Origin of the sequence: Burkholderia sp. AU30198 (assembly GCF_020419825.1) — a bacterium.
Taxonomy (GTDB): domain Bacteria; phylum Pseudomonadota; class Gammaproteobacteria; order Burkholderiales; family Burkholderiaceae; genus Burkholderia.
Map to the genome: position 1 here is coordinate 272,225 of NZ_JAIZSA010000001.1, position 12,773 is coordinate 284,997.

General features: G+C 67.1%; 11 protein-coding genes. 6 read left to right on the forward strand and 5 right to left on the reverse strand.

Going from position 1 to position 12,773, the window contains the following annotated elements:
• Positions 1-104: 104 nt before the first annotated feature.
• Both LGN19_RS01160 and LGN19_RS01165 read left to right on the forward strand, forming a co-directional pair.
• The gene (locus LGN19_RS01160) at positions 105-1,094 is read left to right on the forward strand and encodes an AAA family ATPase (protein WP_122949339.1); all 990 of its coding nucleotides are present in this window, start codon (positions 105-107) and stop codon (positions 1,092-1,094) included.
• Positions 1,091-2,812, forward strand: a complete 1,722-nt coding sequence (locus LGN19_RS01165; RefSeq protein ID WP_226212901.1) for a cobaltochelatase CobT-related protein — start codon at positions 1,091-1,093, stop codon at positions 2,810-2,812. The genes LGN19_RS01160 and LGN19_RS01165 overlap by 4 nt, the downstream gene beginning before the upstream one ends.
• Before the next feature lie 103 nt (positions 2,813-2,915).
• Here LGN19_RS01165 and LGN19_RS01170 read toward each other — a convergent pair whose 3' ends face one another.
• The 4 genes from LGN19_RS01170 to LGN19_RS01185 form a co-directional block, all read right to left on the reverse strand.
• The gene (locus LGN19_RS01170; RefSeq protein WP_043179351.1) at positions 2,916-3,683 is read right to left on the reverse strand and encodes a sulfite exporter TauE/SafE family protein; all 768 of its coding nucleotides are present in this window, start codon (positions 3,681-3,683) and stop codon (positions 2,916-2,918) included.
• Positions 3,680-4,714, reverse strand: a complete 1,035-nt coding sequence (gene pta / locus LGN19_RS01175; protein WP_226212902.1) for a phosphate acetyltransferase — start codon at positions 4,712-4,714, stop codon at positions 3,680-3,682. The genes LGN19_RS01170 and pta overlap by 4 nt, the downstream gene beginning before the upstream one ends.
• Positions 4,715-4,842: 128 nt before the next feature.
• Positions 4,843-6,660, reverse strand: coding sequence for a sulfoacetaldehyde acetyltransferase (gene xsc / locus LGN19_RS01180; RefSeq protein WP_043179349.1), 1,818 nt, complete (start codon positions 6,658-6,660; stop codon positions 4,843-4,845).
• Positions 6,661-6,830: 170 nt separating this feature from the next.
• Positions 6,831-7,229 carry a nuclear transport factor 2 family protein gene (locus LGN19_RS01185; protein WP_122949342.1) on the reverse strand — a complete coding sequence of 133 codons (399 nt, stop codon included), beginning with the start codon at positions 7,227-7,229 and terminating at the stop codon, positions 6,831-6,833.
• A gap of 800 nt (positions 7,230-8,029) precedes the next feature.
• Between LGN19_RS01185 and LGN19_RS01190 the strand changes: the two genes are divergently transcribed.
• Positions 8,030-8,602, forward strand: coding sequence for a hypothetical protein (locus LGN19_RS01190; RefSeq protein ID WP_226212903.1), 573 nt, complete (start codon positions 8,030-8,032; stop codon positions 8,600-8,602).
• Complete coding sequence (locus LGN19_RS01195) at positions 8,592-8,894, forward strand: hypothetical protein (RefSeq protein ID WP_226212904.1); 303 nt, start codon at positions 8,592-8,594, stop codon at positions 8,892-8,894. The genes LGN19_RS01190 and LGN19_RS01195 overlap by 11 nt, the downstream gene beginning before the upstream one ends.
• Before the next feature lie 194 nt (positions 8,895-9,088).
• Here LGN19_RS01195 and LGN19_RS01200 read toward each other — a convergent pair whose 3' ends face one another.
• Positions 9,089-10,615: a PLP-dependent aminotransferase family protein gene (locus LGN19_RS01200; protein WP_226212905.1), complete on the reverse strand. Its 1,527-nt coding sequence runs from the start codon at positions 10,613-10,615 to the stop codon at positions 9,089-9,091.
• A gap of 271 nt (positions 10,616-10,886) precedes the next feature.
• Here LGN19_RS01200 and LGN19_RS01205 point away from each other — a divergent pair, with 271 nt between their 5' ends.
• Positions 10,887-11,243 carry a GNAT family N-acetyltransferase gene (locus tag LGN19_RS01205; RefSeq protein WP_226212906.1) on the forward strand — a complete coding sequence of 119 codons (357 nt, stop codon included), beginning with the start codon at positions 10,887-10,889 and terminating at the stop codon, positions 11,241-11,243.
• Between the two features lie 44 nt (positions 11,244-11,287).
• The gene (gene phnY, locus LGN19_RS01210) at positions 11,288-12,742 is read left to right on the forward strand and encodes a phosphonoacetaldehyde dehydrogenase (RefSeq protein ID WP_226212907.1); all 1,455 of its coding nucleotides are present in this window, start codon (positions 11,288-11,290) and stop codon (positions 12,740-12,742) included.
• The last annotated feature ends 31 nt before the right edge of the window (positions 12,743-12,773 follow it).

Here is a 12,773-nt window from a genome sequence, read left to right on the forward strand (position 1 = left end):
AATCCGGCACGGATTTTCGGCAACGGAACGAATCGTTCCATAAACAGGATCGACGCAGGCGCAATCGACGCCTGCGCAATACGCAACGACAGGAGCGCAACGCAATGGATGGGGTGGCGAACAAGCCGGACTGCATGGTGTCGGTCCGCGAACGGTTCGGGTTCGATTCGGACCTGATGGTGCCCGCGTTCAGCACGCGCGACGATCACGTGCCCGATATCGACGACGCGTACCGTTTCAACCCGGACGTCACGCTCGCGATCCTCGCGGGGTTCGCGCGCAATCGCCGCGTGCTTGTGCAGGGGATGCACGGCACCGGCAAGTCGACGCATATCGAGCAGGTCGCGGCACGGCTGAACTGGCCGTGCGTGCGCGTGAACCTCGACGGCCATATCAGCCGGCTCGACCTCGTCGGCAAGGATGCGATCGTCGTGCGTGACGACGTGCAGGTGACCGAATTCCAGGAAGGGATCGTGCCGTGGGCGCTGCAGCGCCCGGTCGCGCTGATTTTCGACGAATACGACGCGGGGCGGCCGGACGTGATGTTCGTGATCCAGCGGATACTGGAGCGCGACGGCAAGTTCACGCTGCTCGACCAGAACCGCGTGATCCACCCGCATCCGTCGTTCCGGTTGTTCGCGACCGCGAACACGGTGGGGCTCGGCAACCTGAACGGGCTCTATCACGGCACGCAGATGCTCAACCATGCGCAGATGGATCGCTGGAACGTGGTCGCGACGCTCGACTACCTGCCGCGCGACGAGGAGATCGGCATCGTGCGGGCGCGCGTGCCGGAACTCGCGGACGAAGCGGGCCGCCCGCTGCTCGAATCGATGGTGAGCCTCGCGGAGCTGACGCGCAACGGCTTCGCGACCGGCGACCTGTCGACGCTGATGTCGCCGCGCACGGTGATCAACTGGGCCGAGAACTGCCAGATCTTCCGCGATCCGGCGCTCGCGTTCCGGCTCACGTTCCTGAACAAGTGCGACGACGCTGAGCGGCCGGTCGTCGCCGAGTATTACCAGCGCTGTTTCGGCGAGGAGCTGGCGGTTGTGTCGCGCGCCGGCGGCGGCGAGCCGGGAGCGGGGCGGTGAGCGCCGATCGCGACGCCGCGCGGCGCGCATCGGCGCGTGAAGCGCTGGGCGCGTCGACCGTGCGCGCGTTGACACGCGACGCGGCACTGCATTACCGCGCGGGCCGCGTGTGCCGCGACCTGCGGCCGCTGCCGATCCATGCGCCGCACCTGCGCGCGCAGGCGGCCGACGACGATCTCGCGTCGTGGCGCGGCGCGGCCGACGGCGCCGCGCTGCGCATCCTGCATTCGGATGCGGACCTGCATCGCGCGTTGTCCGGCGACGATCCGGTCGAACGCGTGCTGTTCGAAATGCTCGAGCAACTGCGCTGCGAATCGCTGGCGCAGCCCGCCATGCGCGGCGTCGTGCAGAACCTGCGCCATCGTTTCGACACCTGGTCGCGCGCGTTCCACCGGTCGGGGCAGGCCGATACGCATGTCGGGATCCTCGTGTACACGGTTGCGCAGATCGCATGGTCGCGGCTGACGGGCTGGCCGGTGCTCGAAGAAACGGAAGACCTGATCGAAGCGTCGCGCGCGGCGATCGTGCCCGAGATCGGTGTGCAGCTTGCGGGGCTCAAGCGCTGCCGGCACGATCAGCGCGCATTCGCGGAACACGCACTGGCGCTCGCGAAGCGCATTGCTGCGATGATTCGCGACGCGCGTGCGGCCGTCGTCGAAACGGAGACGGAAGACGCGCGCGAGCAGGGCGACGCACTGACGAACTTCTCGCTCTGGGTCGATTTCGACGACACGGGCATCGATATGCCGGCACTCGTGGAGACGGGCGACAGCGTCGTGCTGCAGGGCGGCGACGCCGTCTACCGCGCATATACGACGCGCTACGACCGCGAGCTCCGGCCGGCCGCGCAGATCCGCGCGGCACTGCTGCGCGAGTACCGCGACCGGCTCGACGGCCAGGTCGCCGCGCAGCGGATCAACGTCACGCGGCTCGCGCGCGTGCTGCGCGCGGCGCTCGTCGTGCCGCAGGCCGATGGCTGGTCGTTCGGCGAGGAGCACGGCCGCCTCGATGGCCGCCGGCTCGCGCAGCTCGTCAGCTCGCCGGCCGAACGGCGGCTGTTCCGGCTCGAACGCGTGCGGCCGCATGCCGACTGCGCGCTCGCGTTCCTGATCGACTGCTCGGGGTCGATGAAGACGTGGATCGACGGCGTCGCGCTGATGGTCGATACGCTGGCCCGCGCGGGCGACGCCGCTGGTCTCGCGACCGAAGTGCTGGGCTTCACGACGCTCGCCTGGAACGGCGGCCGCGCGCGGCAGGACTGGCTCGCGCGCGGCAAGCCGCGCCATCCGGGCCGGCTCAACGAAACCGGCCACCTGGTGTTCAAGGACGCGGACACGCGCTGGCGGCATGCGCGCACGGGCATTGCCGCGCTGTTCAAGGCCGATCTGTTCCGTGAGGGTGTCGATGGCGAAGCGGTCGACTGGGCGTGCGCGCGGCTCGCGGCGCGGCCGGAGGCGCGCAAGATCCTCGTCGTGATCTCGGACGGCAGCCCGATGGACGGCGCGACGGCGCTCGCGAACGATCCGTTCTACCTCGACAACCACCTGAAGCAGGTGGTCGCGCGCCAGGAGGCGGCCGGTCGCGTCGAAGTGCTCGGGCTCGGCGTCGGGCTCGATCTCGGCCCGTACTACCGGCACCGGCTCGCGATCGACCTCGCGTCGGCGCCGGACATGAAGCGGCTCGTCGAAATCGCGTGCTGGATCGGCGCGCGGCGATGAAGCGGGCGACTGCATTCGGCGCGGACACGGCGAACGTGTACGCGTCGAGTCCGGATCGATTGCGGGGAACAGGGCGCTTCGACGCGGTGTACGCTGCGCGACATCAAGCGCGATGCAGCAGCGGCGGCAGCGACGTCGCGATCAGCCCGATGCCGATCGCCATCAGTACGCCGAACGCAAGCCGGCGCAACGCGACCGGCGACAGTGGCGGCGGGTAATGACGCGCGGCGACCGTCGTCAGCATCACGACCGGTGTGGCGATTGCTGCAAGCACCCAGATGTCGCGATCGAGCTGGCCTTCGCATGCGCTGTACAGCACGCGTGTGGCCGAGGTCGTCGTGAACAGCACGATCAGCGCACAGCGGATCTGCACGAGCGTCAGCGGCTGCCGGTAGAACTGGAAGATCAGCGGCGGCCCGGACACACCGAACATCCCGCTCAGCAAGCCGCCGAACAGGCCGCTGACGAAGAAGCTGCGATTGTCCGAGCGCTCGGTGAGCGGCGCCGGGCGCAGCGCCGCGCTCAGTCCGCCGTACAGCACGACCGCGCCGAGGATCAGCTGCAGCAGGTCGGCCGCCGAGCGGCTCAGGCATTCGAGCAGCAGCACGCCCGCGACGACCGACGGCAGGATGCCGAGCGTCGCCGCGCCCACCGCGCGCCAGTCGATGTGATGCAGCCGGCCGGGCAGCGCGGTCGCGCCGTTCGCGAGCGACACGACGCTCATCAGCGTCGCGACGGTGGCGAGCGGCGCGAGGCCGAAGCCGCTCGTCGCGCCCATCACGATCATCCCGAGCCCGAAGCCGGTGACGGTCTGGAAATAGCTGCCGGCGCCGATCACCGCGATCAGGATCGCCAGTTTGTCGGCTGTCATGCGTGTGCGGCCTCGCCGGTTGCGGCGCGCTGCGCGGCCGCCTGCGCCTGCACGGTGGTCGCCGCGATCACGTGATACACGTCGTCGGCGCTGCAGCCGCGCGACAGGTCGTTCGCGGGCCGGCGCAGCCCTTGCAGCAGCGGGCCGACGGCCTTCGCGCGGCCGATCCGTTCGGCGAGCTTGTAGCCGATGTTGCCGGCTTCGAGGCTCGGGAACACGAGCACGTTCGCGTGGCCGCCCACCTGCGAATGCGCGATCTTGCGCTCGGCGATTTCCGCGACGATCGCCGCGTCGAGCTGCACGTCGCCGTCGATCGCGAGCGCGGGGCGCAGTTCGCGCACCTGCGCGGTCGCGGCCGTCACCTTGTCGACCGCCGCGTGATGCGCGCTGCCGCTGGTCGAGAACGACAGCATCGCGACGCGCGGTTCCTCGCCGAGCAGCGCGTGCGCGCTGTCGGCGGCGGCCATCGCGATCTCGGCGAGCTGATTGGCGTCCGGATCGACGACGAGTGCGCAGTCGGAGAAGATCAGTCCGCCCTTGATCGTGTGAAACGGCTCGCACAGCATCATCAGGAAGAAACTCGACACGATCCGGAACGCCGGATCGACACCGATCAGCTGGATCGCCGCGCGCACGACATCGGCCGTCGCATGCACGGCGCCCGCGACCGAGCCGTCCGCATCGCCGAGCCGCACCATCAGGTTCGCGTGGCAGAGCGGGTCGAGCACCGCGTCGCGCGCGGCATCGGCCGTCATGCCTTTGCTCTTGCGCAGCGCATGCAGCGTGTCGGCATAGGCATCGCGTGGCGTGGCGGTGGCCGGATCGACGAGCGTCATGCCGTCGAGATCGATCGCGTCGCGCGCGGCCGTCGCGTGGATCGCCGCACGGTTGCCGACGAGCACGATGCGGGCGATGCCGTCACGCGTCGCGCGCGCGGCGGCCTGCAGCACGCGCGGATCGTCGGCTTCGCACAGCGCGATGCGCATCGGCTGGCGGCGCGCGGCTTCGAGAATGCGGTCGAGGGCTTTCATCGTTCGCTCGGGTAGGAAAGGAAAAACGGCCGGATGCGGCGGCCCGCACGGGGCACGGCGTCCGGCCGGAAGGCCGGCCGCGCGAGAGGGGCGCGCGACCGGCAACGGGGTGCGTCTGAGACGCCGCGTTACACGTAGTCCTTGTACTTGTCGAGCATGCGAACCGGCTTCGACAGCGCATCGCGACGGAACGGATCGCCGAGTTCACGCGTGCACATGATCTCGATGATCGTCGTCTTGCCTTCGTTCATCTGCATGTCAATTGCGCGCTTGAGCGCCGGGCCCACATCTTCGAGGCGGTCGACCGTGATCCCTTCGGCACCCATCGCACGCGCGATCGCCGCGAAGCTCTGGTTGTCGAGTTCACCGGCGACGAAACGGCGGTTGTAGAAGTCGACCTGGTTCTTCTTCTCCGCGCCCCACTGACGGTTGTGGAACACGACGGCCGTCACCGGGATGTTGTGGCGCACGCAGGTCATCGTTTCCATCAGGCTCATGCCCCACGCGCCGTCGCCCGCATACGACACGGCCGGGCGGTGCGGCGCGGCGACCTTCGCGCCGATGATCGTCGGGAACGCATAGCCGCAGTTGCCCCAGCTCATCGCCGCGAAAAAGCTGCGCGGCTTGTTGAAGCGCAGGTAGCTGTTCGCGACCGAGTTGATGTTGCCGATGTCGGTCGACACCATCACGTCCTCGGGCATCGCCTTCTCGAGCTCGCGCAGCACCTGGCGCGGATGCAGGTACTGGCCGCCGCTGAACGGCTTCTCGTGCTTCTGTTCCTCGATCATGTCGAGGCTGTACGCGTCGCGCTCGTGCGTCCAGTCGTCGAGTTCCTTTTCCCACGCGGCCTTCTCGGTCGCGATCTGGTCGGCGCGATCGCCGCGCGAACCGTCGCACGCGAGCGTGCGGCCGTCGAGGCGTTGCGTGAGCGCGATCGCCGCGGCCTTCGCGTCGCCGCAGATGCCGACCGAGATCTTCTTCACGAGGCCGAGCATCTTGTGGTCGGCGTCGATCTGGATGATCTTCGCGTCCTTCGGCCAGTAGTCCATCCCGTGCTGCGGCAGCGTGCCGAACGGCCCGAGGCGCGAGCCGAGCGCGATCACGACGTCGGCGCGCGACAGCAGTTTCATCGCGGCCTTCGAGCCCTGGTAGCCGAGCGGGCCGCACCACAGCGGATGGTTCGCCGGGAACGAGTCGTTGTGCAGGTAGCTGTTGACGACCGGTGCGCCGAGCCGTTCGGCGAGCGCCTTGCATTCCTCGATCGCGTCGGCCATCACGACGCCGCCGCCCGAGATGATCACCGGGAACTTCGCCTGCGCGATCAGTGCGGCCGCGTCGTCCAGGCTCTGTTCGCCGCCGGCGCCGCGGTCGAGCCGGCGCGGTTGCGGAATCTCGACCTTGACCTTGCCGTAGAAGTAGTCGCGCGGGATGTTCAACTGCGTCGGGCCCATCTCGGCCTGCGCGCGGTCGAAGCAGCGCGCGGTGAATTCGGCCATCCGCGCCGGGTGCGTGACGTGACCCTGGTACTTCGTGAATTCCTGGAACATCGGCAACTGGTTCGCTTCCTGGAAGCCGCCGAGGCCGATGCCCATCGTGCCGGCTTCCGGCGTGACGATCACCACCGGACTATGTGCCCAGTACGCGGCCGCGATCGCGGTCACGCAGTTGCTGATGCCGGGGCCGTTCTGGCCGATCACGACGCCGTGGCGGCCCGACACGCGCGCATAGCCGTCGGCCATGTGGCCCGCGCCCTGTTCGTGCACGACCGGGATCAGGCGGATGCCGGCCGGCGCGAAGATGTCCATCGCGTCCATGAACGCGGAGCCCATGATGCCGAACATGTCGGTCACGCCGTTGGCCGCGAGGGTCTCGACGAAGGCTTCGGACGGCGTCATGTCCTGCGGACCGTTCGCCGATGCACGCAGGGAAGTGGATTGTTCGCTCATGGGTTGTCTCCGATTGTTCAATTAACGGAACGTCTTGTTCCAGATGCTATTTGCTGGGGAAAGCCGGTCAAGTCATTCCGCCCGCTGTTATGGAATGTGGAATGAAATGAAATGATTCGTTTCAAAATGCGCGCGAGGGCGGTGGCCCGGGTGGCGCGCGAGGCGCGCGCTCACGCCGGCTGTTTCGGCCGTTCCTTGCGGAACGCGCGCTTGACGGCGATCAGCCCGTCGCGGAATTCGAACAGGTCGCAGCCTTCGGCCTCGATGCGCCAGCCTTCGGCGTGCGTACCCGTGAACACCCATTCGGAGACGCCGCGCTCGCCCGCGACGGTGTGGCGGCCGTGACCCCAGTGCGCGTCGGGGAAGGTCTTGAACACGGCTTCGAACGCGGCGCGTACCGCGTCGCGGCCGACGAAGCGCGTGCCGTGGATGTCGGGGCCGCCGGCCGCGTCGAAGACGCAGTCCTCGGTCATGAAGCCCATCAACGCATTGGCGTCGTGCCGGTTGAATGCGTCGGAAAATGCCGCGAGCGTGGCGGCCGTGACGGGGGCGGTGAGCGTGTCGGACATAACGTGTCTCCTGTCGAATGGTGGGCGGCCGCAAGGCGCTCTGGCGCGCATGCGGCACGCGGTATCGACACGTTAGTGAGCGCTCGTTTTTGGCGGTAGCGCCAGTCGGGAGGTTTCGCTTGGGCCAGCGCCGGACGCGTAGCGGGTGGGCGGCAGAGGATGTGCTCCGTCACGGTCTATAACGGTTTTCCGATTGCCGATGCGCATCCATGGCGCAGGACGATTGCTTGTCAGGCGAAGCAGTTTTGGGATGTGTATCAATCGGTTCGATTGGAATGACGCGGGGCGCCCGACAAATCGCAAGTCGGCGTTTCATAGTCTGAGAAATTCGAAATCAAACGCTCGCCCTTGCGGGGTCGGGCGCGGGGGATGTTCTGATTCGCAAGCGCTTTCCTTGGTTAGTGTGCTGTTCGGCCGGGCGGCCATTGCTCGCGTTCCACCCGGCGCGATCGCACAAGCGTTCGACCATTGCAACCGACGATGCGCCCGTGAATCGACGGTCGATCCACGAGGCTGCGTCGAAACAACCCATACCCCGACTTCATCCGAGATACCCACCATGATGCGACGAGCGGACACGGCGATCCTTGAGCAACAGGCAACCTCAGCGCGAGGATCGATCCGGCAACGTGCTGCGGGAGGCGTGAGCGCCGCAGCGGAATGCGCCGGACAGGTGGGCACGGAAGGCGCGCAACCGCTGCAGCGTTCGGGCGGGGAACGACGCGACGGGGAGTCGAACCCCCGTTGGGGGAACAACGACGAACACCACCGAAGGATCACCGGGTCTGGTGGACGTTGACATGCGACCGATCTGCGAAAACATGACTCCCCTGGCGTTCCGCGTCATGTTCGCGAAGGCGCAGGTATTGGCCATCGGCCTGCTGGCCGCGCGTATTGCTTCCCTGAAAGGCTGGCCGCAGTCCGAGAAAGGCCGTGTGCTCAAGTGGTTCGGTCGCGACGACGAGCAGACGCGCACACGGCTTCTGGCCGGCTTGATGAAAGTGCAGGATGTCGTCCGTTCGTTCAACGAGCACAGCGTCGTTCGCACCGGCAGCGCTGCCGATCCGGCAACGGGATGTACACCGCATCCGCCTGGAACCGATCGGGAAGCCGCCCATGTCTGCGCACCGGACACCGCAATGCACATGCCCTTCATCGGGGCGCGGTTTTGCACGATGCGCCCGTGGTCCGCGCACGCCGATTCGCAGGTGTCCGTGATCATTCACGAAGCAAGCCGATTCCTCGATACCAGGACGGCAACCGGCAAGCCGTGCAACATCACACGGGTCCTTCCCGCATGGGGGCGAGCACATCCGGATTTGGCGATCAACAATGCCGAAAGCATCGCCGGCTACGTCGTCGATGGCGACTAGCTTCCTGGCTGCTGTCATGCTCGCGTTGATCGTTGCGCAGACAGCGCTTGCGTGCGAAGGGCCACAAAACCTTCCCGGTCAATACATCGACGTTCGCTTTGAAAGTGATTCAAGCGAGATTCCCGGGACCGAACTGGCACGGTTGTCAGCATGGTCGAGCGATTTACACAATCGCTTTCCGATTCTCGATGTTGTCTGGCTTGTCGGGCTCTCGGAATCGACGAAAAGAACGCGCAGCAGTTGGCGTACCGACGAGCTGAAAACGTCACGAATGCGCTTGATCCGTTCATGATCAAAGGCAGGCGGCGCGCATTTATCCGTCGAATCTACCAGCCGGTTCCCGAGATTGATCAAAGCGGACGGCGTGTGGAGGTCAATGTGGGTCCGGGATGCCCGGACCATTGTTGCTCAACCTCGAGCCCCACACCTGCCGGGCATTGACGTTACATGCCACTCTGACGAGGCCCGCGACATCGCGGGCCTCTCTCATTGATCGGGCCTCTGCGCCCGGACACACTGCGCGAGTGCCCGCACCCCCGGCTCGATCCGCTCCAGCGGAATCGCGGAAAACCCCATCCGGAAGCATCGACGCGCGTTGCTGTCGTCATTCATGAAGAACACGCCGCCCGGCTCGATCAGAATGCCGGCCGCCTGCGCATCCACCGCGAGCCGTGCCGCATCGAGCCACGGCGGCCCCTCGACCCAGCACGACGCGCCGCCCGTCACGCGCACGTGGCGCGCTTCCGGCAGATGCACATCGAGCGCGGCCATCAGCGCCTGCGAGCGCTCGCTGTACGCATGCGCGAGCCGGCGCAGCAACGCGTCGTGATGACCGAGCGCGAGAAAGGTCGCGAACGCCCGCTGGATATACGCAACCGGATGGCGCACCATCAGCCGCCGCAGCGCCCGCAACTCGCGGATCAGCTCGCGCGGCCCGACCACGTAGCCGAGCCGCAGCCCTGGCGCGAACGTCTTCGACAGGCTGCCGACGTAGATCACGCGGTCGGCCGTGTCGAGGCTCTTCAACGCCGGATGCGGCGTGCCGGAGAACGTGTTTTCGCTCTCGTAGTCGTCCTCGATGATCACGAAATCGTGCTGCTGCGCGTGATCGAGCAGCGCGCGGCGGCGTTCGATCGGCATCGTCGCGGTGGTCGGGCACTGGTGACTCGGCGTCACGTACACGTAGTCGCAGCGCGCGAGCGTATCGCCGAGCGTGTCGGGTGCGATGCCATGGCCGTCGACCGGCAGCGGCAGCAGCCGCGCGTTGCGGTTCTCGAAGATGTTGCGCGCGTCCGGATAGCCGGGGTTCTCGAAACCGACCGTCGTGTGCTTGCCGCACAGCAGGTCCGCGATCAGGTACAGCGCCTGCTGGCAGCCGTTCGTGACGACGATCTCGTCGGGCATCGCGAACACGCCGCGCCGCGGCAGCACGCGTGTGCGGATCTGCTGGATCAGCGATTCGTCGTCGCGTTCGATCAGGTCGGGCGCCCAGTTGCGGATCTCCATCACCGACAGCGCCTTCAGGCAGCATTCGCGCCAGTCGTTAGTCGGAAACAGCGACTGGTCGAACTGCCCGTAGATGAACGGAAATTCGTAGTGCTGCCAGTTTGCGGGCTTCACGATGTTGCGCTGCCTCGACGGCGGATGCGTGATGCGTTTCTCCCAGGCGGGGCGCCCGGGCACGTCGTCGCCACCGGCGGGCAGGGCGCCGGCCCGGACCTGCGCGAAGCCGGGCACGCCTTCGAGCATCTTCGGGTTCACGAAGTGCCCGCTGCGTTCGCGCGAGATCAGGTAGCCCTCCTCGACGAGCATCTGGTACGCGAGCACGACCGTGTTGCGCGCGACGCCGAGCTGGTCGGCGAGCTCGCGGCTCGACGGCAGCGCGGCATCGGGGGCGAGCTGGCCGTCGAGGATCGCGGCCACGAGCATCCGCCGGATCTGGTCCTGCAGGCTCGACGCCGACGACCGCCGGAACTGCTGGGCCCATAAGGCGGTCGGGGTACGACTCGACATGCTTCCTCCTGTGATCGGTACGGGAAACGCGAGGCGGTGCGCGTGGTGTGCACGTGGCCCGCGAGGGGCGCGGTGTCGCGAGAATACGCGCGTTGCGCCGCGGATGTGGACTCAATGAATGGTGTCGTCTGGCACTACTGCGCGCCGACGTGGCAAGACGATACTCAACTCGTCGCGCCCGGACGATCCGGATAACTCCCCGGTACGTGGGCGCAGGAGGGCGTGCGCGCATCGCGTTCGCCTGCAGCGTGATGCAAAGGAGAGGGACGCCATGCATGTCGTCGTGTTCAGGGATCGCTGCGAGCGCGTGATCCGCATCGTGTTCGACGATGCAGGTGCGACGGCAGTCGCGTATCGCGACGACGACGCGATCGGAGCACTCGACATCGACGACGATGGTGACGGTGAGGAGCGATCGCCGTCGCTCACGCGGCTATACGTCGAACCAGCGTACCGGCGCAGCGGCATCGCGCACACGCTGCTCGCGTGCGCGTCGCGCGAATTCGGGCGGCCGATTCGCATCGACGCCGGCGCGCGTGAGTGGCCCGATACGCCGGCGTGGTCGACGCTGTGCCGCTGCCTCGAATACGAAGGAGTGGTCGTGGTGCGCCAGGCCGCGCGGCGGTAACCGAAAGCGTGGCCACGACCACGCTGCACCCAGACGGAGACGACATGAGTACGGTCCTGAAGCCGATTCCCGCATCCGACGTGCGGCACGAAGCGTTGCGTATCGACGGGCAGCGCGTGTGGCGCGACGCAGTCATCGACGTGCGCAACCCGTACGACGGCTCGCTGGTCGGCACCGTGCCGAAGGCGACGCTGGACGATGTGCGGCGCGCGTTTGCGGCCGCGCGTGCGTACCGGCCGACGCTCACGCGCCACGATCGCGCGGCGATCCTGCGCCGTGCGGCCGACATCGTACGCTCGCGCACCGCCGAGATTGCAGCGCTGATCACGGCCGAGTCTGGCCTGTGCCTCAAGGATTCGACCTACGAAGCGGGCCGCGTGGCCGACGTGCTGACGTTCGGCGCCGGCGAAGTGTTGAAGGACGACGGGCAGATCTTCTCGTGCGACCTGACACCGCACGGCAAGAAGCGCCGCGTGTACACGCAGCGCGACCCGCTGCTCGGCGTGATCTCCGCGATCACGCCGTTCAACCACCCGATGAACCAGGTCGCACACAAGATCGTGCCGTCGGTCGCGACCAACAACCGGATGGTCGTGAAGCCGTCGGAGAAGGTGCCGCTGTCGTGCTACCTGTTCGCGGACATCCTGTACGAAGCCGGCCTGCCGCCACAGATGCTGCAAGTGCTCACCGGTGATCCGAAGGAGATTGGCGACGAGCTGATCACGAACCCGGCGATCGACCTCATCACGTTCACGGGCGGCGTATCGATCGGCAAGTCGATCGCGTCGCGGATGGGCTACCGGCGCGCGGTGCTCGAACTCGGCGGCAACGATCCGATCATCGTGATGGAAGACGCCGATCTCGACGAAGCGAGCACGCTCGCGGTGTCGGGCTCGTACAAGAACTCGGGGCAGCGTTGCACTGCGATCAAGCGGATGCTCGTGCACGAGTCGGTGGCCGATCGCTTCACTGAGCTCGTAGTCGAGAAAACGCGTGCGTGGTCGTACGGCAATCCGGCCGATCCGTCGGTGGACATGGGCACGGTGATCGACGAGGCGGCTGCGAAGTTCTGCGAGCAGCAGGTGAACGACGCGATTGCACGCGGTGCGCGGCTGCTGGTCGGCAACGTTCGCAACGGCGCGCTGTATTCGCCGACGGTGATCGATCGCGTGACGCCCGACATGCCGCTCGTGAAATACGAAACCTTCGGCCCCGTGTCGCCGATCATGCGCTTCCGCGACATCGACGAAGCGATCCGGATGTCGAACAGCACCGACTATGCGCTGTCGTCGTCGGTCTGCACGAACCGCTTCGACAGCATCACGCGCTTCATCACCGAGCTGGAAGTCGGCAGCGTGAACGTGCGCGAAGTGCCGGGCTACCGGCTCGAAGTGACGCCGTTCGGCGGCGTGAAGGATTCGGGGCTGGGGTACAAGGAAGGCGTGCAGGAAGCGATGAAGAGCTTCACGAACGTGAAGACGTATTCGCTGCCGTGGTGAGCGAGGCGGGGAGGGGCGTACCACGCCCGCC